This window comes from Sphingopyxis microcysteis (genome assembly GCF_012274265.1).
Taxonomy (GTDB): Bacteria; Pseudomonadota; Alphaproteobacteria; order Sphingomonadales; family Sphingomonadaceae; genus Sphingopyxis; species Sphingopyxis microcysteis.
Genome location: NZ_JAANYY010000008.1, coordinates 1 through 20,483, shown reverse-complemented (window position 1 = coordinate 20,483; position 20,483 = coordinate 1). Strand labels below are relative to the sequence as shown.

Below are 20,483 nucleotides of genomic sequence, written 5' to 3'. Positions count from 1 at the left end.
TCGGCCGCCTCAAAGACTGGAGACGCGTCGCAACACGCTACGATCGCTGCCCGAAAGCCTTCTTCTCCGCCGTAGCTCTCGCCGCGACTGTCATCTTCTGGCTCTGATCAATGAGTCCTGACCCTAGGCGCAGTCTTCATGGCTGCGGTGCGACCCATTCCCCGGGACGGACCCTAAACCCTTCGCCTGAAAAAGGGAAGTGATCAGCGGCACAGGCCGCTTGCGCCCATGGGACGCGCAACCTATCTGCAGGGCGACTGTTTCAAACCCATGAGGACATTATGAGCGGATTCGACGATCGTGAACGCGCCTTCGAGACCCAATTTGCCCGCGATCAGGAGCTGCAGTTCCGCATCACGGCGCGGCGCAACCGGCTGGTCGGCGAATGGGCCGCCGAACGCATGGGGCTGACCCCCGAGGAAACCGACGCCTATGCCAAGGCGGTCGTGCAGGCCGATTTCGAGGAAGCGGGCGACGAGGATGTGATCCGCAAGCTGGCGGGCGACCTGACCGCCGCCAAGGTGGAGATCAGCGACGCCGAAATCCGCGCGGTGCTGAACGAAAAGACGGTCGAGGCGCGGCGCCAGTTCATCGACGCGCAGGGCTGACCCGATGGGTATGCGCGCCGACGATTTGCGGGCGATGATCGTTACCGCCTTTCCCGAAGCGGTGGTGGAAATCACCGACCTGGCGGGCGATAACGATCATTATGCCGCGCATGTCGTCAGCGAATCCTTTCGCGGCATGACCCGCATTGCGCAGCACAAGGCGGTCTATGCCGCGCTCGGCGGACGCATGGGCGGCGAACTTCATGCCTTGCAATTGACGACCGCCGTTCCTTCATAGGGGATAGCTCAAAAAATTTGGCGCGCTGCGCCGCCGGAGACGATTATGACCGAACCCACGCATGACCGCATCGCCAAGCTGGTCGCCGACAATCCCGTGCTGTTGTTCATGAAGGGCACGCCGCTGTTCCCGCAGTGCGGCTTTTCGTCGCGTGCGATCGCGATGCTCGATCGGCTGGGGATCGAATATGAAACCGTTGATGTGCTGCAGGACATGGAAATCCGCCAGGGCATCAAGGAATTTTCGGACTGGCCGACAATCCCCCAACTCTATGTGAAGGGCGAATTTGTCGGCGGCAGCGACATCATGATGGAAATGTGGGAAGCGGGCGAGTTGCACACGCTGATGGCGGGGATTCCGGCGCGGGCGGAATAACGCACCTCGAACAAATAGAAGCCCGCCGGAGCGTGCGTTCCGGTGGGCTTTTGTTTGTCTGTTTTGGGGTGGGGCGCGGCCCTTGATGATCCTCCCTGTGGCGAAGCCATGGGGAGGGGGACCGTCCGCGAAGCGGATGGTGGAGGGGCCGCGCCGTCAGCGTCATGGCCCCTCCGTCAGCGCTTCGCGCTGCCACCTCCCCATCGCTGCGCGACAGGGAGGATCGACGGCAGCTACCGGACGTTTCCAGCCGTCAACCCGCGCCGAGAACCGAAAAGCGCCCTGGAGGCACTAAAGCTTCCGGGGGGCGGGGCCTTTCGGCCGCTCCGCCCCCCGTCTGCATCGGGGGCAAGTGGGGATTTCCCGGTGGGGGCAGGGGGCATCAGGGACCAGACCGATGCCCCCCACCGCTCCATTGAGCGGAACACTCGGGAACATCTGAAACTATTCAATTGCCGTGCCAATTTGGCGCGGCGACGGATTCTCGGGCAAGACGGTGGTTAGCGATTCCTTACCGGCGCCGCGCACTGTCAAATATTCCGACACGACAAAGACGTCAGCGCGGCGAAGGCCGGGATCGCGCCCTTGCGCCCTGACGCGTTGGCGAGATCCCGTCCTTCGCCGGGATGACGGACCTTGGGCAGTTCAGCTTCGTTCATCGACCATTCAGCCCTTTGACTACATTTGTAGTCGCGTTGCAGTTCAGCGATGCCAATGGGAGGGGTTCTGATGGCAGAAAGAGCAAGCGAGTCGGAGATGCAGGTGCTGTCGGCCCTGTGGGACGACGCCCCGCAAACCGCGGCCGATCTGACCGCCCGGGTGGGCAAGGCGAATGGCTGGACGCAGGCGACGGTCAAGACGTTGCTGGCACGGCTGGTTCAGAAGGGCGCGGTGGCCGCCGAGGCCGACGGCCGACGCTACCTCTATAGCCCCGCGATCGAGCGCGCCGATGCCGTGGGCGAGGAATCGCAGCGCTTCGTCGACCGCCTGTTCGGTGGCCGCGTCAGCCCGCTGATCGCGCACCTTGCCGATCGCGAAGCCTTGTCGGACACCGACATTGCCGAAATCGAAGCCTTGTTACGGAAGCTCAAGTCATGAGCGCCGCGACCTGGATGCAGGTGTGGAGCGACACGATGCTCACCACCGCGCTGCTCGTCCTGGCCGTACTGCTGATCCGCAAGCCCTTTGCGCGCCACTTCGGGCCGCGGCTGGCGTATAGCCTGTGGCTGATCCCGGCGCTGCGGCTGGTCTTGCCGCCGCTGCCCTTCGCCGAACCGGTTTCTGCGCCCGAAAGCGTCGACGTGATGCTGGTTGCGGTCGATACGGCGATGACCGCACCGGTCGCCCCGAGCTGGTCGGTCGCCGATGCCATGCCCTATGTCTTTGTCGTGTGGGCTATCGGCATGGCCGCGGTGCTGACGATGGCGCTCTTGTCGCATCGCCGGTTTCGCGTCGCCGTGCTCGCCGAAGCGGTCGAGCTGGAGCCGATCGGGACGATCCGGCTGGTCATGACCGACGCGGTCGATGGCCCCGTCGCCTTTGGTCTGTGGCGGCGTATCGTCGCGGTGCCGCAGGATTTCTTTGCTCGCTACGCCGCCGACGAGCGCGCGCTCGCGGTCGACCATGAACTCGCGCACCATCGCCATGGCGATTTGTGGGCGAATGCCGCGGCGCTCGTGCTGCTGGCGTCGCAATGGTTCAATCCGTTCGCCTGGCGCGCGATCCGCGCCTTCCGCTTCGATCAGGAGGCGGCGTGCGATGCCCGCGTGCTGACGATGGCCGACGCGGACATGCGCGGTGAGCGCACCGCGCGCTATGCAACCGCCATTGCCAAGGCCGCTGTGGGGTCGCGGCTGTCGCTGGCGGCGCCGATGGCGGTTCACGATAATTTGCAGGAGAGGCTGACGATGTTGATGCGGAGGGATATTTCGAAACAGCGCGGGCTGGCTGGCCGGTTGCTGATCGGCGGCGCGGCGCTGGCGGTGCTGGCGACGACCGCCACGCTGGTTCCCGCCGGGGTCGAGACGGCGACCGCGCAGACGGTCGATGTCGCCGAACCGCCCGCACCGCCGCTGCCGCCGGAGGCGCCGTTGCCGCCCGAAGCTCCCGACGCCCCCGATGCTCCCGATGCTCCCGGCGTCATGGTCTTCACCGACACCAGCAAGGACGTCACCACCGATAAGGATGGCAAGAAGCGCGAAGTACATCGCATCGTCATCCGCCGCGACGGGCAGGGTGACGGCAAGGCGCCGACGGTGATGTTCGCTCCCGCCGATGGCAAGGACAAGCTGCGCCATATCGATGTGCGGATGCCGGGCAGCCTGTCGCGCGACGACGTGCTGGCGACGCTGAAAGAACAAGGCATCACCGGCAAACAGGCCGATGCGATCGCCGACAAGCTGGAGGCCAAGCGCAAGGAGCGGATCCGCACCGTGCTCGCCCCGATGCCGCCGATGCCTCCGATCCCTGCGATGCCACATGGCGCCTGGTCGTCGGTGCATGGCCAGACGATGGTGCTGGGCAAATGCGGCGACAGCAAAAAGGCGGCGCCGATCGTCAACCGCGACGAGACCGACGGCAGCAAGCGCACCCGCGTTCATATGTTCGCGTGCAATGACAGCGCCGAGGGTAAGGCCGCGCGACTGTCGGCGCTCAAGAAAGCACGCGAATCCTTTGCCGACGGCGAACGCGCCCGTGGCCTGTCCGACGACATGCGCGCCAAGGTCGCCGCCGATCTGGACAAGGCGATCGCCGATATCGAGAAATCGGGCAACTAAGTCCGACCAGCTTCGGCGCCAGCCTTTGCTCCCCGGTGGGGCTGGCGGCAGGGGCGGGGAAAGGGAGCGGGCAACCGCTCCCTTTTTCGTGAGTTAGCGCGTGGACCGCGTGGCGATCCAAAGTTCAGGAAAGTTCAGCCCCCTGCACGCCGCAAATTGTGGCTCAAAACGTGCGGGGCGCCCCCGGCATGATTTGCCCTGACGGCATCAGCAAGCCGGACAACGACCGCCTTATTGACTGAATGAAAGAGCCAAATCGAGGCTGGCACAGCCGGATAATGTAGGAAAGCCCTATTTGCGGGCGACGTCGTCTTTGGGGTGGAGCTGCCTTCATTTCTTCGTCACCCCGGACTTGATCCGGGGTCCATGATGCCTCGTACCGCCCCACACTGAGAAGCCGCATGGATCCCGGATCAAGTCCGGGATGACGAAAGTTTATGCCCGCTTCCAGTCGTTTTCTGTCGTTGTTGCCGAATGAGCGCCGCCACCCCTTTCGTTCCGCCCCCGGCAGTGCCACATGATACCCATGAGCGAAGAAAAGCCCTGGCCCGACAGCATCCGCGCCGGCGATTGCGAGCAGCATGAGCCGCTGGTCCGGCGCGTGCTGGCGCCGAACCCGTCGCCCTATACCTTTACCGGCACCCAGACGTGGATCGTCGGCGCGGGCAGCGATGTAGCTGTGATCGACCCCGGTCCGACCGGATCGGGGATGAGCATCGGCGATCCCGCCGACATCAACGGGGTCGGTCATGTCGATGCGATCCTGAGCGCGGTCGGCGGGCAGCGCGTCGCCGCGATCCTGTGTACCCACACCCACCGCGACCACAGCCCCGCCGCGGCGCCGCTAAAAGCCGCGACCGGCGCCCCGATCATCGGCTGCGCGCCGCTGGCCTTGTCCGACAACGGCCCGCGCGCCGATTCGGCGTTCGATCCGGATTATGCCCCCGACCGGGTGCTGGCCGACGGCGAGCGGATTTCCGGCGACGGCTGGACGATCGAGGCGGTCGCGACCCCCGGGCATACGTCGAACCATCTCTGCTTCGCGCTGGTCGAAAGCGGCGCGTTGTTCACCGGCGATCATGTTATGGCGTGGTCGACCAGCGTCGTCAGCCCGCCCGACGGCGACATGGCAGCCTATATGGCCAGCCTCTCAAAGCTCCATGACCGCGATGACCGCGTCTATTATCCCGCGCACGGCCCCGCGGTGACCAAGCCGCGGCAGCTCGTCCGCGGCATGCTGGGCCACCGCAAGCAGCGCGAGCGCCAGATATTGCGCGAGCTGGAAAAGGGCACCCGGGTCATCCCGGCCATGGTCGCGCATATGTACAAGGGGCTAGACCCGCGACTGACCGGCGCCGCCGGCCGCTCGGTGCTGGCGCACCTGTTCGACCTGCGCGCGCGCGGGGTGGTGCGCGAACGCGATGACGAATGGGAACTGGCCTGACATGCTTTTGACGATGCTGCTTGCCGCCGCGCAGCCGATGACCGACGCGACGCCTGCGCCGAACTCGCGGCTGATCGAACTGCTCGCGAAAGACGATGGCGTCCATTGCCTGCCCGACGGCCAGATATGTTTTGCGCTGCCTGGCGACGAAGAATCGGACGCGCTTCCAGCCAATCTTGTGGTGTCCTTTCCGGGGTCGGGCGACGATGAAAAGACCGTCCTACCGCTGCCGACCTTTGCGGGCGAGCCGCAGACACTGCGGCTATGGCCGCAAGCGGTGTGGGTGCGCGGCGGCGACGAAGCGGGCAGCGGTGAGGGGCTGGAAATGCTGGTCGGCGTGATCGGCGAACAGCGCGCGATGTATTCGGGCGGTGGCGGGTCGGGCAGCCGGCTCCACCTGCTGCGTTTCGGTATGGCGCCGCATGCGATCGGGCTCGGCGGCGAAGTTCTCGACGTTGCATGGGACAGTTCGCTGATGATCCGTGCCTGCTTTTCCGAACAGGACGCCAAGGACCGGCTCGATGCCTGCCACGACGAATATGAATTTAAGGCGGTGCTGAAACCCGGCCCCGACGACGGCGGTGAACTGCCGAGCCTGACCTATCGCAGCTTTGCGACCGCCTATCCGCAGACGTCGCGGCGGAGCGAGGACAATAGCGGGCAAAAGCTGAAACCCAGCGATCTGGCCGAGTGGAAGGATCCCGAGTGCAGTTACGAACGCGTGCTGCGGTTCAACGATGCGACGGGTCGTTATGAAATGGATCGCCCCGCACCCGATTGTTCGGTCTATACAGAGCCATGAGCCCGAATCCTTCCTCGACCGCCCCCCGCCTGACCGGGCGCCTGATCCTGTTTGGCGCCGCGGCGATGCTGCTGCTTGCCGTCTGGTGGGCGGTGTCGGCGTGGCGCGACTGGGAAAAGGGCTATGATCCCGAAACGGTCGTCGCCGCGAGCCTGCAGGGTTTGCAGGAGCAGAATGTGCTGGTGCCGTTCACCGCGCGCTATGTCGCTGTCGTGACATCGACGCAAAGCCGGATGGGACTCAGCGCCAAAAAGACGCTGATCATGCCCGGCACGGTGCGCTACGAGGTCGATCTGGGCCAGCTCAAGCAATCGGATCTCGAATGGGATGCGGCGAGCAATGCGCTTACCGTGACGCTGCCGCCGCTGCGTCTCGCCGGCCCCGAAATCGATATCGACGCGATCAGCGAGTTTCGCGACGGGACGATCCTGCTTACGCTGACCGACGCCGAAGCGTCGCTCGACGCCGCCAATCGCAAGGCGGCGCAGGATGAACTGATCAAGCAGGCAAAGGGGCCGACCCCGATGCGGCTGGCTGAGGGCGCGGCGCGCGCCGCGATCGAGCAGAGCTTCGCGATGCCGCTGAAGGCTGCGGGAATCGATGCCAAGGTCACCGCGCGCTTTGCCGATACCCCTGCCGGATAGGCGGCTTTCGCGCGCCTTCGTCGTGCGTTAGTTTGTCCAAAGATTTGGCCGACTGGGGGGTATGGCATGGCGACGACAGCAGCGGGCACGGCGCGGCCCGAGCGTTTCTGGCAATATATGGCGATCGGCCTTTCGGCGTTCATCATCATTGGCTTTGCGCAGTTCGCGCTGCGCGGGTTTGTCGATCCGGTCGCGGCGCCCTTCTGGGTCCATGCGCACGGCGTGCTGATGCTGGCCTGGCTCGCGCTTCTCGTTGTCCAGCCGACCCTGGTCGTGCGCCAGAATCTGGCACTCCACCGGCGGCTCGGGTGGGCCGGTGCGGCGCTGGCGATTGCGATCACCGCGCTGGGGGTGTTCACCGGGATGGCGTCGCTGGTGCTCGGTCGCTTCCCGCCCTTTTTCTCGCCGCCCTATTTTCTTGCCCTGACGGCCATCGAGTCGCTGGTGTTCGGTTTGATGGTGTGGGCGGCGGTGCGAAGGCGGAACCGGACCGACTGGCATCGTCGGCTAATGATCGGCGCGACGATCGTCATCCTCGAACCCGCGCTGGGCCGCTTGTTGCCGATGCCCCTGATGATCGGCTGGTCGGACCTTCCGATCGGCCTGTTCCAGCTCGGCGTCGTCGGCATCATCGCGCTATACGACCGCCGCACGCTCGGCACCGTCCATCCCGCGACAAAAGCGATTGCGGCAATTGTCATCGCGGTGCGCGTCGCCATCTATCTGCTGGCGTTGACGCCCCCCGTCATCGCGCTCGCGGACCGGCTGGTTGGCGGCTGACGCCGCGTTGCCCTGTCCGGGGTCGCGGTGTAGGGGGGTGGCCAAGGCAAAAGCCAGATAAGGAAAAGCGATGACTGCTCCCATCCGCGAGAATCTCTCGGGCCTCGACCTGCGCGCTGAAATCGAGCGGCTGCGCAAAGAACGCAATGCCGTGATTTTGGCGCATTATTACCAGAAGCCCGAGATTCAGGACCTTGCCGATTTCGTCGGCGACTCGCTGGAGCTGTCGCGCAAGGCCGCCGACACCGACGCCGACGTCATCGCCTTTTGCGGCGTCAAGTTCATGGCCGAGACCGCGAAAATCCTTTCGCCTGAAAAGACCGTGATCCTACCCGACATGGACGCGGGGTGCAGCCTGGAGGACAGCTGCCCGCCCGAACAGTTCAAGCGGTTTCGCGAAAAGCACCCCGACCATATCGCCCTGACCTACATCAACTGTTCGGCGGCGGTGAAGGCATTGAGCGATATCATCGTCACCTCGTCGAGCGCCGAGACGATCATCAGCCAGATTCCCGAAAGCCAGCCGATCATCTTTGGCCCCGATCGCCACCTCGGCGGCTACCTCAACCGCAAATTCGGGCGCGAGATGTTGTTGTGGCCGGGCGTGTGCATCGTCCATGAAGCGTTCAGCGAAACCGAGCTTTTGAAGCTGAAGGCGCAGCACCCCGGCGCCCCGGTCGCGGCGCACCCCGAATGTCCGCCGCACATCGTCGACCATGCCGACTATGTCGGATCGACCAGCGGTATTTTGCAATTCGCGAAGAGCTTTCCCGGCGATACGCTGATCGTCGCGACCGAGCCGCATATCATCCACCAGATGGAACTCGCGCTGCCCGAGAAGAATTTCATCGGCGCGCCGGGCGCCGACGGCAACTGCAACTGCAACATCTGTCCGTATATGGCGCTCAACACGATGGAGAAGCTGTACCTCGCATTGCGCGACCTGAAACCGCAGATCGAGATGGAGGAAGGCCTCCGCCTCGCCGCGCGCAAGAGTCTCGACCGGATGCTCGAGATGGCGTCGGGCACGGTGGGCAAGGGCGATCTGGGCCGGGCGTGATTGATGTCGCGAGTCGGATTTCCGACTCGCCAATACGAGTCGCGAGGCGGCTTCTTTCTCGACAAGTCGCGAAACCGCATCCGAAAATGCTGCACCCTTGTTACAAAAATGCTGCACCGAATCCGCTTGTTGCTAATGCCGGACTTATCCACAGCGGGCGATGCGCATAGGGGGTATTTGCGCGTTTTTCTGTTGGCGCCCCGAACGCTTCATGTCAGCTTCAAATCATCGGATGACGGAGACGAAAGACCGCCGGGACATCAAGGGTAGTTGCAAGACTAGCCAGAAGAGAACGGACCGGACTTGCGAGGAAATCGACCGATAGCTTGGTCACGGAACGTAGCGATTCCCACGAGTTGATGCGAACCCGACCAGGTACAGGAAATGCAGTCCATCGCTTGGACAGCGATCGCTTCGGCGGACGCAGGAAGAGATGATGAAGGGCTTTCCAGGTGCGGCCGGCCCCCGAAAGGGGGCCGACCAAACCGTCGCCGGATTGTTCCGGCGTGCGCCGCAACGCATCGTTTTGCGGGCTGCTGATCGCAAGAGAAGCGGACCGGGATGAAGGCGGGGTGGCGAGACGCGGAGCAGGACCGGATAGTGGGGGTTGGCAGCGATGTCGGCCCCCATTTCGTTTGTGCGCAGCGCGCGGCGCGTGCGCCGTCTTTGCCCTTCTCTGGCACGCCATCATATTTATTTTTGTCCTTGTGACCTTCGTCACATCGCCGTCAAACGCGGCTGCTTAGAGCCGTGGTTGCGACCCGGAGCAGTTCTTGATCTGGAACTGATCCCACTTTCCCGGCTGCGTCCTTCGGGACCGGCCGGGAACCTTTCGCTTCCTTTCCGCATTGTGTCGGCATCGTTGAAACGATGTCTGGGCGCGACCGGACGTTCATAAATGGGCCGGGTATCTGCGTTTGCCCGGCGGTTCAGGAAGGGAAAAATCATGGGCTTGATCATCACTTTGATCGTTGGCGGCATCATCGGCTGGCTGGCGAGCATCGTCATGCGCACCGACGCGCAGCAGGGCATCATCCTGAACGTCGTCGTCGGCGTCGTCGGGGCGTTCCTCGGCAATTTCCTCGGCAGCTTTTTCGGCATGGGCGCCAGCCTCGATACCTTCAGCCCGGTCGGGCTGCTGTGGGCGTTTATCGGCGCGGTCGTGTTGCTCGGCATCATCAATCTGGTCCGCCGCGGCAGCGTTCGTTAACCGGGGTCGCGGCGGTGCACCTGGCGCCGCCGCTATTCCGCTAGGCGCTTTCAAATAACTGGGTTAACAATGCCATGCCTGCCAAGGCGGGCGACACCAATGATCGTAGGGGGTCAATATCATGGATTTCATTATCGCAATCATCATGGGCGGTGTTATCGGCTGGCTGGCCAGCATCGTGATGCGCACCGATGCGCAGCAGGGTATCTTCCTCAACATCATCGTCGGCTGCGTCGGCTCGATCCTCGGGCGGTTCCTGTTCGGCCAGTTCCTGGGTGGCGGGCACCTGCGCGGCAATGCGTTTGACCCGATGACGCTGCTGACCGCATTTATCGGTGCCGTCGTGCTGCTCGCCGTCGTCAATCTGGTGCGCCGCGGCCGCGTTCGCTGAATCGATCATAGACCGGCATCGGTCGTTCGCGACCGACCGGATCAAAGGGTGGCCCGCCGTCAGGCGCGCCGCCCTTTTTCATGTCTGCAACCACTGGAAATCGCAACAATATCGGCTTATGGACCGCGCCCCGGCGCGCGGGCAGGGGGACGAGTTTTGGCCTCTTGCAAGCGGTGATTTAATTAGGTAATACACCTCGTGCGGGATTTCGGTCCTGTCGTGCGGGCCTGAGGGGGCGAAGCGCAGTCGCGCTTGCCGCATCGGATGCCGCCACAGGCAGGGAGGAATATGGCGTGAACTACGAGCGGAAAGTGGATGTGATGGACAGCCTCGCGGGTTCGACCCAGAGCTATTATGACGAGGCGGAAAGCCGCCGCAAGCGGACGCGGTTGATCATCGCAGTGGTGCTGATCGCACTCGCGCTGGCCGCCGCATGGTACGCATTCAGCTCCAGCAAGGAAGGCGCCGCGGGCGCTGGCGGTGCAGCGGGCGGCGAGGGCGCCGCGGCGGTGCCGAGCATCACCGTGATGATCCCCGGCCGTCAGTCGGTCGAAGCGACGATTTCGACCAACGGGACGATCGCGGCGCGTCGCGAGATGCCCGTCGGGGTTGCCGGTGAGGGCGGTCAGGTCGTGCGCGTGCTGGTCGAACCCGGCCAGTGGGTCGGCGCTGGCCAGCCGCTTGCGATCGTCGATCGCGCGGTGCAGGCGCAGCAGGCCGCGGCGCTCGCCGCATCGATCCGCGTTGCGCAGGCCGATGCCGATCTGGCGCAGGCCGAACTGACCCGCGCCGACGCGCTGGTGTCGCGTGGTTTCATTTCCAAGGCTGATATGGATCGCAAGCGCGCAACGCGCGATGCCGCCAATGCGCGCGTCCGCGTCGCGCAGGCCCAATATGCCGAAGCGCAGGCGCGCAACGGCCGTTTGAACATCGTCGCCCCGGCGGCGGGTCTGGTGCTGACGCGGCAGGTTGAAACGGGTCAGGTCGTGAGCTCGGGCAGCGGCGTGCTGTTCCGCATGGCGCGCGGCGGCGAGATGGAATTGATGGCGCAGATGGCCGAAGCCGATCTGGCGCGCGTCCGCGTCGGTACCCGCGCGACGATCAGCCCGGTCGGCACCAACCTGCAGATCGCCGGTCAGGTGTGGCAGGTGTCGCCGGTGATCGACCCCGACACCCGGCAGGGCATGGTGCGCATCGCGGTGCCGTACAGCACCGCGCTCCGTCCGGGCGGCTTCGCCGACGCGCGGCTGGTGGCCGGTACCGAAGAAGCGCCGTTGCTGCCTGAAAGCGCGGTCCAGAGCGGTCCGGAAGGCAATTATGTGCTGGTGGTGGACAGCAAGGACACGATCCAGCGTAAGCCGGTCAAGGTGGGTACCGTGACCGACGGCGGCGTGTCGATCGCATCGGGCCTCAACGGCAACGAACGTGTCGTCGTGCTGGCCGGTGCGTTCCTGAACGTCGGCGACAAGGTGAAGCCGGTGGTCCAGAAATCGTCGCAATAATCCTACCCGATCGCGTACGCACAAGGGCGTTTGAATCATGAGCTTTCGCAACATTTCCGCCTGGTGCATCCGCAATCCGGTGCCGCCGATCGTGATGTTCGTGCTGTTGATGCTGGCGGGGATCGTCAGTTTCAACCGGATGGACGTCAACGACAATCCCGACATCGAATTTCCCGCGGTGCAGGTCATCGTGTCGCAGCCGGGGGCGGCGCCGTCGGAGCTGGAAACGCAGGTGACCCAGCGCGTCGAAGCGGCGGTCCGCGGGGTCAGCGGGGTCGACGAAATGTCGTCCTATGTCGGCGAAGGCAGCAGCCGCACCATGGTGCAGTTCGCGATCGGCACCCCGATCGACCGCGCCTATAACGACGTCAACCAGGCGATTTCGCAGATCCGCAGCGACCTGCCCGACGGCATCCTGGAACCGCAGGTCGTGCGCGTCGACATCGCGGGCGGCCCGATCACCTATTTCGCGGTCGAGGCGTCCGACATGACGCTGGAGCAATTGTCCTGGTATGTCGACAATACCGTCGCCAAGGAATTGCTGTCGATCCCGGGCATGAGCCAGGTGCGCCGTTCGGGCGGCGTCGATCGCGAAATCCGCGTGATCCTCGATCCCGCGCGGATGCAAAGCTATGGCCTGACCGCCAGTCAGGTGAACCAGCAGCTGCGCCAGACCAACGTCAATGCGGCGGGCGGGCGTACCGAAATCGCCGGCAGCGAACAGGCGGTGCGCGTGCTGGGCAATGCCGCCAACGCCTTTGAACTTGGCGAGACGCGCCTGTCGATCGGCAATGGCCGTACCGTGCGCCTGTCCGACGTTGCCAAGGTCACCGACGGCTATGCCGAACAGCGCAATCTCGCGAAGATCAAGGGCCGCCAGGTGCTCAGCTTTGCGATCGAAAAGGCCAAGGGCGCGTCGGACGTCACCGTGCATGACGAAACGATGAAAAAGCTGGCCGCGATCAAGGAAGCCAACCCCAAGGTCGATTTCAAGATCCTGTTCACGCGCACCGAATATACCAAGGAACAATATCGCAGCTCGATGCTGGCGATGATCGAAGGCGCGGTGCTTGCCGTCGTCGTCGTGTTCCTGTTCCTGCGCGACTGGCGCGCGACGCTGATCAGTGCGCTCGCGATCCCGCTGTCAGCGATCCCGACCTTCTGGTTCATGGACATGATGGGCTTTTCGCTGAACAGCCTGTCGCTGCTCGCGCTCAGCCTGGTGGCGGGGGTGCTGGTCGACGACGCGATCGTCGAGATCGAGAATATCGTCCGGCATATGCGCATGGGCAAGACCGCCTATCAGGCGTCGATCGACGCCGCCGACGAAATCGGGCTCGCGGTGGTCGCGACGACGATGTCGATCGTCGCGGTGTTCCTGCCGGTGGCGCTGATGCCCGGGATTTCCGGCCAGTTCTTTATCCAGTTCGGGATGACCGTCGTGTTCGCGGTGCTCGTCAGCCTCGCGGTCGCGCGTATGATCACGCCGATGATCGCGGCCTATTTCCTGTCGGCGCAGGGCGAACAGGAACATGCGGCGGGACCGTGGGTCGACCGGTACGAAAAGGTGCTGGCGTGGACGTTGGACAGTACAAAGCAGCAGGCAGTGCGGGCGCGTTACGATGGTACCCGGACCAGCGTCGCCTATCTGGCTGTACCGCTCATCCTTGCGGGTCTTTACATCCTCTATGCGATCTACGCCTATTTCCAGCCGGTTCCGGCGGGACAGGATGGTCCCAACCCCGCGCTGTACTTCCTGTTGCAGACGCCGTTCATGGCGATCGCCATCTTCCTGCTGACCAGCCTGATCGCGATCATCGGCGGTGCGCTGGTCTATGCGGTAGGCATGCGCGGTTGGGGCTTTACCCACTGGGCAAAGTTCATGGTGCAACGCGCCTATGCGCGCCTGCACGATCACCGCGTCTGGATCGTCGGCATCGGGCTGCTCGCTTTCCTGTCGAGCATCGGCTTGTTCATGGTACTGCCGCAGCAGTTCCAGCCGACGACGAACAGCGATTACAGCCAGGTTCGCTACGAACTGCCGCCGGGTTCGACGCTGGCGCAAAGCGAAAATATCGTGCGGCAGATCGGCGCCATCCTCGACAATAGCCCGGTCGTCCAGACGGCTTTCTATGACGTCGAGGTCGGCGGCGGCAATGCGTTCATCACGCTCAAGAAAGAGCGTCCGATGACCAGCGTCGAATGGGAACGCAGCCTGCAACCCAAGCTGGCGGCCATCCCCGACGCGCGCGTTTCGTTCCAGAGCCAGTCGGGCGGCTTTTCGGGTCGCGACATGACGATGGTCATCGGGGGTGACGATCCGGTCGCGCTGGAAAAACATGCGCGCACGATCGTGGCCCAGATGGGCGGGCTCAAGGAACTGCGCGCACCGCGTATCGAGGGCGACATTCCGCGCCCCGAAATCATCGTCAATCCGCGCATGGACCTGGCCGCCGAACTCGGGGTCACGACCGCGGCGCTCAGCCAGACGATCCGCATCGCGACCCTTGGCGACATCGATCAGAATGCCGCGAAATTCTCGCTGTCCGATCGCCAGATCCCGATCCGCGTGCTGCTGTCCGAAGATTCGCGCCGCAGCCTCGCGACGATCGAAAACCTGCCGGTTCCGACCTCGCGCGGCGGAACGGTGCCGCTGAAATCGGTTGCCGACATCGGGTTCGGCGCCGGGCCGACCGAACTGCGCCGTTATAACCAGACGCGGCGTATCGTGATCGGCGCCGATCTGGCGCCGGGGCTGGTCACCGGCGATGCGCAGAAAAAGATCGACGCGTTGCCCGCGGTCAAGGAAATGCCGCAGGGCATCCGCAAGGTGGTGCAGGGCGATGCGAAATGGCAGGCCGAGTTGATCAACAATTTCCTCATCGCGGTGGTGTCGGGATTGCTGCTCGTCTTCGCGACGCTGGTGTTGCTCTATCGCCGCTTCCTGTCGCCGCTGGTCAATATGTCGTCGCTGCTGCTGGCGCCGCTCGGCGGCCTGCTGGGCCTCGCGATCACCGGCATGGAAATCTCGATGCCGGTCTATATCGGGTTGCTCATGCTGCTCGGCATCGTCGCCAAAAACTCGATCCTGCTCGTCGATTTCGCGATCGAGGAAATGGACCATGGTGTCGGCAAGATGGAGGCGCTGCTCGATGCCGGGCGCAAGCGCGCGCAGCCGATCGTCATGACCACGGTCGCGATGGTGGCGGGCATGGTGCCGACGGCGATCTCGCTGTCGGGCGACGGGGCGTGGCGCGCGCCGATGGGCGTTGTCGTGATCGGCGGGTTGATCCTGTCGACGCTGCTGACGCTGCTGATCGTGCCTGCGGGCTTCAGCCTCGCCGACAGCATGGAAAAGCGGCTCGGCCGGTTCTTCTCGCGCAATCTGCTCACTTATCGAAAGGGTGACGATACGAAACCGCATGGGGAACCGGCACCGCAGCCTGCCGAATAGCGTGACGCGCGCAAATGTGCGGCCTTGGTTGCAACTTTTGCGTCGCGTCGCCATTTTAAGCGGATGATCGATAAAGCTTCGACCCCGGCGACCGCCGGCCGCGCCCACCCCGCCGGGGTGGGCGTTGCCGTTCCGACCGGCGGGCTGAACGTCCGGATGGTCGCGACGGGCATGTTGGTGGTCATGGCGATCATCTTCGTCACCGCCAAATTCTATCAGGATGTCCATCCCGCGATCGGGTTTGTCCGCGCCTTTGCCGAGGCGGCGATGGTCGGCGGGCTGGCCGACTGGTTCGCGGTGACCGCGCTGTTCCGGCACCCGATGGGGCTGCCGATTCCTCACACGGCGATCGTGCCGCGCAACAAGAACCGCATCGGCGACACGCTCGCGCGCTTCCTGCTCACCAACTTCCTGTTGCCGCGACTGATCGCGCGCAAGATGCAGACGGTCGACGTTGCGGGCGCGGTGGGCAAATTTCTGTCGCAACCGGGCGAGGGCGGCGGGCGGCTGCGGCTCGGCGCGTCGCGGATCATCGCCGACGGGCTCGGCGCGCTCGACCAGCAGCGGCTGGGGGGCATGGTCAAATCGGCGATCGCCGACCGCTTGCGCGAACTCGACGTCGCGCCGCTGCTGGGGCAGGCGATGCAGGCGGCGCTGGCCGAGGGGCGGCACCAGCCGCTGCTCGACGCGATGGTCAAATGGGGGTCGAAGACGCTCGAACTCAACGAGCATCTGATCCATCAGATGGTGCACGACAATAGTAACGCGATCGTGCGCTTCACCGGGCTCGACGAGAGCATTTCCAATCGCATCGTTGCCGGGCTGTCGAAGCTGCTGAGCGAGATGGCCGAGGATGAGACGCACCCGCTGCGCATTCGTGTCGAAGAGGGCCTCGCCAAGATGGCGCTCGACCTGCAGCACGATCCCGAGGTCAAGGCAAAGGTCGCCAAGGTCCGCGACGAGCTGCTTGAAAACAAGGCGGTGAAACGCTGGCTCGACGGTCTGTGGGAACAGGGGCGTGGGGCGCTGCTGAAGGCGGCGCGCAACCCCGACACCATGCTCGCGGGGAGGATCGGCGAACTGGTGACGCAATTCGGGGCGATGCTGGGCGAGGATGCCCATATCAAGCGCACGCTCAACCGCTACGCGCGCCGCGCCGTCGTCGGCATGGTCGACAGCTATGGCGAAACTGCGCTGAAGCTGGTGTCCGACACGATCCGCGGCTGGGATGCGAAGACGATCACCGACCGGCTGGAAAATGCCGTCGGCGACGACCTGCAATATATCCGCATCAACGGCACGCTGGTTGGCGGGCTGGTCGGGGTGTTGATCCACACGGTGGATGTGTTGATTTGATCCGTCGCCCCCGCGAAGGCGGGGGCCGCATTCGGTTTACACAGCGATGCCGGAATACGCTGCTGGCGGCCCCCGCCTTCGCGGGGGCGACCCTTATGAGCAGCTCACCAACCCTTTGCGAAAGTTCGGATAACGCGGCGTCCACCCCAAGAGCCGCTTCGCCTTCGCATTCGCAACGCGGCGGTTCTCGGCGTAAAAAGCTCGTGCCGTCGGAGAAAGGCCCGCCTCGTCCAGCGTTTGCAGCGGCGGCAACGGCATTTCTAACGTCGCGCAGCCCCATTCGACCAGCCGGTTCTGGTGGCACGGCTCGTCGTCGGCGAGATTATAGACCCCCGCCGGTCCCCTGAACGATGCGATCACGCCGCCCGCGATGTCGTCGACATGCACCCGGCTGAAGACCTGGTCGGGCAAGGCGATCCGGTGCGCGCGGCCTTCGCGTATCCGGTCGAGGATTGAGCGACTGGGGCCATAGATGCCGGGCAGGCGAAAGACCGATACGTCGCCGCGCAGTCTCTGCCACGCAGCATCGGCGGCGTTGCGGTCTGCGCGGCGGCCCTTGACCGGCGCGCTCTCGTCCACCCACGCGCCACCCGCGTCGCCATAGACTCCGGTCGAGGACAGATACCCGACCCATGCCGCCGGGGCGAGCGCGATGGCGTCACCATAGCGTGCCAGCACCGGATCGGCGCCCTCGACAGGCGGGACCGTCGACAGGATATGCGTGGCCGACCGCAACGCCGCCAGTACGCGCGCCTCATCGCCGAACGCGATGCTGTCGCCGCGCCCGTCCCGTGTCGTCCCTGCCACGTCCCACCCGCGCGCGCGAAGGCGGTCGGCAAGGTGACTGGCGGCATAGCCCATCCCGAAAATCAGCATCTGTCCCATCGCCCGCCTTATTGCGCGCCCCGCGCCGCAAGCCTAGGACAATAGACTATCATTTTGTCCGTTTGTGCTGAGCTTGTCGAAGCACCGTCCTTCCTTCGGCGCTGCAGAAGAGAAGGACGGCCCTTCGACAAGCTCAGGGCGAACGGTGTTTGTCCAAGGCCAGATATCCGCATGACCGACGCCTCTTCCACCCCCGCTATTCCCGTCACCATCCATCGCGGCGATTACCGCCCGCCCGACTGGCAGGTGCCCGACGTCGCGCTCGATTTCGCGCTGGCGGTCGAGGCGACGCGCGTCGCCGCGGCGCTGTCGGTGGTGCGCCAGGCCGATGCGCCGGTGCCGCTGCTGCTGCGCGGCGACGGGCTGACCCCGGCGGCGGTGCGCGTCGATGGCGAGGGCTGGAACGACTGGCGGATGGACGGCAGCGACCTGATCGTCGACCTCGGCGATCGCACCGCGGCGACGGTCGAGATCGACACGCTGATCCATCCGGTCGCGAACACCCAGCTGATGGGGCTCTATGCGTCGAACGGCATGCTCTGCACCCAGTGCGAAGCGGAGGGCTTCCGCCGCATCACCTTTCACCCCGACCGTCCCGATGTGCTCAGCCGGTACAAGGTGCGGATGGAGGGCGACAAGGCCGCGTTCCCGATCCTGCTGTCGAACGGCAACTGTATCGCCAAGGGCGACGGCGCGGGCGGCAATCATTGGGCGCTGTGGGAAGACCCGTGGCCAAAGCCGAGCTATCTGTTTGCGCTGGTCGCGGGCGACCTGGTGGTCAATCGCGATAGCTTCACGACGATGTCGGGGCGCCGGGTCGAGCTCGGCATCTGGGTGCGCGACGGCGACCTCGATCGCACCGGCCACGCGATGCAGGCGCTCAAGGACAGCATGAAATGGGACGAGGAGGTCTATGGCCGCGAATATGACCTCGACCTGTTCAACATCGTCGCGGTCAGCGACTTCAACATGGGGGCGATGGAGAACAAGGGGCTGAACATCTTCAACACCCGCTACATCCTCGCCGACCCCGACACCGCGACCGACGTCGATTATGACGGGGTCGAGGGCGTCGTCGCGCATGAATATTTCCACAATTGGTCGGGCAATCGCGTCACCTGCCGCGACTGGTTCCAGCTGTCCTTGAAAGAAGGCTTCACCGTTTATCGCGACCAATGTTTCTCGGCCGACATGGGGTCGCCCGCGGTCAAGCGGATCGAGGATGTTCGCCTGCTCCGCGCCGCGCAATTCCCGGAGGACGCCGGGCCGCTGGCGCATCCGATCCGCCCCGACAGCTTTCAGGAAATCAGCAACTTCTATACCGCGACGGTCTATAATAAGGGCGCCGAGATCATCCGCATGATGGCGACGATGGTCGGGTCGGAGCGGTTCCGCAAGGGCACCGACCTCTACTTCGATCGGCATGATGGCGAGGCGGCGACGTGCGAGGATTTCGTCCGCGCGATCGAAGAGGGCGCCGGCATTGACCTCACCCAGTTCCGCTTATGGTACAGCCAGGCGGGGACGCCGCGCCTGTCGCTGGCGCTGGTTCAGGACGGCGGCGAATGGATGCTCGACGTTCAGCAATCGGTGCCGCCGACCCCGGGCCAGCCTGAAAAGCAACCGATGATGATGCCGCTGAAACTCGCCGCCTTCGCGATGGACGGCAGCGGCGCGGCGCTGCCCGAAACGCTGGTCACGCTGACCGGCGCGGCGCAGCGGATCGCGCTCGGCGCCTTTGCGGCACGTCCGGCGCTGTCGGTCAATCGCGGCTTCTCCGCGCCGGTGATCGTCGACTATGCGCGCGCGCCGGGCGAGCTGGCGTGGCTGGCGGCGCATGACGACGATCCGTTCGCGCGCTACGAAGCCTTGCAGCAGCTGATGCTCGATACGCTCGTTGCCGCGGTGTCGGGCGAAGCGGTGAATAATGCCGCGGTGATCGATGCGGTGGCGGGAACGCTCGCGGGCCGCGCCGACGATCCGGCGTTTGTCGCCGAGGCGGTGCTGCTGCCCAGCGAGGCCTTTATCGGCGACCAGATGGTCACGGTTGATCCCGATGCGATCCGCCGCGAGCGGCTGGCGCTACAGGCGGCGATCGGGGTTGCGCTCGAAATTGAATGGCGCGCGATCCTGAGCAGCGCCGCGCCGCCCGCCACTGACCTGTCGCGCGGAGCCAAGGGCGGCCGCCGCCTACGCGGCGTCGCGCTCGCCTATCTCGCGGCCACCGGGCTGGATGATGTTCCGTCGCTGGCGTTCGGGATTTTCTCCGCCGCCGACGGGATGACCGAACGGCAGGCGGCACTCGCAACGCTGGCGCATGGCGACAGCGACGAACGCGTGGCGGCGCTGGATATTTTCTATCAACGCTACCGCGACAATCCGCTGGTGCTCGACAAATGGTTCCAGGTGCAGGCGTGGTCGCTGCGCCCCGATACGGTCGATGCGGTGAAGGAACTGGCGCAGCATCCCGATTTCACGCTCGCCAATCCCAACCGCGTGCGCTCGCTCTATGGCGCGCTGACAGGCAATCAGGCGGCCTTCCATCAGGCCGACAGCGCGGGCTATCGCCTGATCGCCGACCTCGTCATAGCACTCGATCCCAAGAACCCGCAAACCGCCGCGCGGATGATCCCGCCGCTCGGCCGCTGGAAACGCTTCGACGAGGCGCGCGCGGCGATGATGCGGAGCGAACTGGAGCGGATTTTGGCGCAGCCGGGCCTGTCGCGCGACGTGACCGAGCAGGCGAGCAAGAGTTTGCTGGGGTAGGGCGGCGTTGGGGTGGGAAGCGGACGTTGGGATAATATCACGCCCTCCCCTTCAGGGGAGGGCAGCGAGACTTGCGAACTTGTTCGTTAGTCGCAGCGGGTGGGGGCCAGCGGCCTTGCGCAAGGCCGACGGCCCCCACCCCACTACGACTAGGCAGCAAGCTGCCAAGTCTCCGTTGCCCCTCCCCAGAA

17 protein-coding genes and 1 pseudogene are annotated in these 20,483 nt (G+C 64.8%); 17 read left to right on the top strand and 1 reads right to left on the bottom strand.

The genetic code is table 11. From position 1 onward, the window contains the following. The 16 genes and pseudogenes from G9408_RS16435 to G9408_RS16360 all read left to right on the top strand — a co-directional run. Positions 1-107 (top strand): annotated as a pseudogene (locus G9408_RS16435) (IS5/IS1182 family transposase); the annotation flags it as partial. Positions 108-281: 174 nt separating this feature from the next. Continuing rightward, a complete protein-coding gene (locus tag G9408_RS16430; protein ID WP_120215562.1) occupies positions 282-608 on the top strand; it encodes a DUF1476 domain-containing protein in 327 nt (108 codons plus the stop codon). A gap of 4 nt (positions 609-612) precedes the next feature. Continuing rightward, positions 613-846 (top strand): BolA/IbaG family iron-sulfur metabolism protein, encoded by a 234-nt coding sequence (locus G9408_RS16425; protein WP_168455013.1) that lies wholly within the window; start codon positions 613-615, stop codon positions 844-846. A gap of 45 nt (positions 847-891) precedes the next feature. Further along, positions 892-1,221 carry a Grx4 family monothiol glutaredoxin gene (gene grxD, locus G9408_RS16420; protein WP_120215564.1) on the top strand — a complete coding sequence of 110 codons (330 nt, stop codon included), beginning with the start codon at positions 892-894 and terminating at the stop codon, positions 1,219-1,221. 729 nt (positions 1,222-1,950) lie between these two features. After that, complete coding sequence (locus G9408_RS16415) at positions 1,951-2,319, top strand: BlaI/MecI/CopY family transcriptional regulator (protein ID WP_137870215.1); 369 nt, start codon at positions 1,951-1,953, stop codon at positions 2,317-2,319. Beyond that, complete coding sequence (locus G9408_RS16410; protein ID WP_168455012.1) at positions 2,316-3,998, top strand: M56 family metallopeptidase; 1,683 nt, start codon at positions 2,316-2,318, stop codon at positions 3,996-3,998. The genes G9408_RS16415 and G9408_RS16410 overlap by 4 nt, the downstream gene beginning before the upstream one ends. Positions 3,999-4,524: 526 nt before the next feature. Next, entirely contained in the window at positions 4,525-5,442 is a 918-nt protein-coding gene (locus tag G9408_RS16405) for an MBL fold metallo-hydrolase (RefSeq protein ID WP_168455011.1), read from the top strand. Position 5,443: 1 nt separating this feature from the next. Beyond that, positions 5,444-6,244, top strand: coding sequence for a hypothetical protein (locus G9408_RS16400; RefSeq protein ID WP_168455010.1), 801 nt, complete (start codon positions 5,444-5,446; stop codon positions 6,242-6,244). Beyond that, positions 6,241-6,888, top strand: coding sequence for a DUF4230 domain-containing protein (locus G9408_RS16395; RefSeq protein WP_168455009.1), 648 nt, complete (start codon positions 6,241-6,243; stop codon positions 6,886-6,888). Before G9408_RS16400 ends, G9408_RS16395 begins: the two co-directional genes overlap by 4 nt. Positions 6,889-6,954: 66 nt before the next feature. Next, complete coding sequence (locus G9408_RS16390; RefSeq protein ID WP_168455008.1) at positions 6,955-7,668, top strand: adenylate cyclase; 714 nt, start codon at positions 6,955-6,957, stop codon at positions 7,666-7,668. Positions 7,669-7,738: 70 nt separating this feature from the next. Continuing rightward, complete coding sequence (gene nadA, locus G9408_RS16385) at positions 7,739-8,728, top strand: quinolinate synthase NadA (protein WP_168455007.1); 990 nt, start codon at positions 7,739-7,741, stop codon at positions 8,726-8,728. A 946-nt stretch (positions 8,729-9,674) separates the two neighbouring features. Then, complete coding sequence (locus G9408_RS16380; RefSeq protein ID WP_120215571.1) at positions 9,675-9,938, top strand: GlsB/YeaQ/YmgE family stress response membrane protein; 264 nt, start codon at positions 9,675-9,677, stop codon at positions 9,936-9,938. A 121-nt stretch (positions 9,939-10,059) separates the two neighbouring features. Beyond that, the gene (locus G9408_RS16375; RefSeq protein WP_120215572.1) at positions 10,060-10,329 is read left to right on the top strand and encodes a GlsB/YeaQ/YmgE family stress response membrane protein; all 270 of its coding nucleotides are present in this window, start codon (positions 10,060-10,062) and stop codon (positions 10,327-10,329) included. A gap of 293 nt (positions 10,330-10,622) precedes the next feature. Beyond that, positions 10,623-11,831, top strand: a complete 1,209-nt coding sequence (locus G9408_RS16370) for an efflux RND transporter periplasmic adaptor subunit (RefSeq protein WP_168455006.1) — start codon at positions 10,623-10,625, stop codon at positions 11,829-11,831. 37 nt (positions 11,832-11,868) lie between these two features. Beyond that, entirely contained in the window at positions 11,869-15,285 is a 3,417-nt protein-coding gene (locus G9408_RS16365; protein WP_168455005.1) for an efflux RND transporter permease subunit, read from the top strand. 156 nt (positions 15,286-15,441) lie between these two features. Further along, positions 15,442-16,641 carry a DUF445 domain-containing protein gene (locus G9408_RS16360; protein WP_235957923.1) on the top strand — a complete coding sequence of 400 codons (1,200 nt, stop codon included), beginning with the start codon at positions 15,442-15,444 and terminating at the stop codon, positions 16,639-16,641. Between the two features lie 93 nt (positions 16,642-16,734). On the opposite strand, the gene G9408_RS16355 is transcribed toward G9408_RS16360, so the two are convergent. Next, complete coding sequence (locus G9408_RS16355; protein WP_168455004.1) at positions 16,735-17,526, bottom strand: Rossmann-fold NAD(P)-binding domain-containing protein; 792 nt, start codon at positions 17,524-17,526, stop codon at positions 16,735-16,737. Positions 17,527-17,697: 171 nt separating this feature from the next. On the opposite strand from G9408_RS16355, the gene pepN reads away from it, so the two are divergent. After that, complete coding sequence (pepN, locus tag G9408_RS16350) at positions 17,698-20,292, top strand: aminopeptidase N (RefSeq protein ID WP_168455003.1); 2,595 nt, start codon at positions 17,698-17,700, stop codon at positions 20,290-20,292. Positions 20,293-20,483 lie beyond the last annotated feature (191 nt).

What these genes read in the sequence shown, in the direction of transcription:
- G9408_RS16395 (WP_168455009.1), top strand. Translation starts at nt 6,241, where the DNA reads ATGAGCCCGAATCCTTCCTCGACCGCCCCCCGCCTGACCGGGCGCCTG.
- G9408_RS16410 (WP_168455012.1), top strand. Translation starts at nt 2,316, where the DNA reads ATGAGCGCCGCGACCTGGATGCAGGTGTGGAGCGACACGATGCTCACC.
- pepN (WP_168455003.1), top strand. Translation starts at nt 17,698, where the DNA reads ATGACCGACGCCTCTTCCACCCCCGCTATTCCCGTCACCATCCATCGC.
- G9408_RS16430 (WP_120215562.1), top strand. Translation starts at nt 282, where the DNA reads ATGAGCGGATTCGACGATCGTGAACGCGCCTTCGAGACCCAATTTGCC.
- G9408_RS16400 (WP_168455010.1), top strand. Translation starts at nt 5,444, where the DNA reads ATGCTTTTGACGATGCTGCTTGCCGCCGCGCAGCCGATGACCGACGCG.
- G9408_RS16355 (WP_168455004.1), bottom strand. Translation starts at nt 17,526, where the DNA reads ATGGGACAGATGCTGATTTTCGGGATGGGCTATGCCGCCAGTCACCTT.
- G9408_RS16390 (WP_168455008.1), top strand. Translation starts at nt 6,955, where the DNA reads ATGGCGACGACAGCAGCGGGCACGGCGCGGCCCGAGCGTTTCTGGCAA.
- G9408_RS16375 (WP_120215572.1), top strand. Translation starts at nt 10,060, where the DNA reads ATGGATTTCATTATCGCAATCATCATGGGCGGTGTTATCGGCTGGCTG.
- G9408_RS16405 (WP_168455011.1), top strand. Translation starts at nt 4,525, where the DNA reads ATGAGCGAAGAAAAGCCCTGGCCCGACAGCATCCGCGCCGGCGATTGC.
- G9408_RS16365 (WP_168455005.1), top strand. Translation starts at nt 11,869, where the DNA reads ATGAGCTTTCGCAACATTTCCGCCTGGTGCATCCGCAATCCGGTGCCG.
- G9408_RS16380 (WP_120215571.1), top strand. Translation starts at nt 9,675, where the DNA reads ATGGGCTTGATCATCACTTTGATCGTTGGCGGCATCATCGGCTGGCTG.
- grxD (WP_120215564.1), top strand. Translation starts at nt 892, where the DNA reads ATGACCGAACCCACGCATGACCGCATCGCCAAGCTGGTCGCCGACAAT.
- G9408_RS16425 (WP_168455013.1), top strand. Translation starts at nt 613, where the DNA reads ATGGGTATGCGCGCCGACGATTTGCGGGCGATGATCGTTACCGCCTTT.
- G9408_RS16415 (WP_137870215.1), top strand. Translation starts at nt 1,951, where the DNA reads ATGGCAGAAAGAGCAAGCGAGTCGGAGATGCAGGTGCTGTCGGCCCTG.
- nadA (WP_168455007.1), top strand. Translation starts at nt 7,739, where the DNA reads ATGACTGCTCCCATCCGCGAGAATCTCTCGGGCCTCGACCTGCGCGCT.
- G9408_RS16360 (WP_235957923.1), top strand. Translation starts at nt 15,442, where the DNA reads ATGGTCGCGACGGGCATGTTGGTGGTCATGGCGATCATCTTCGTCACC.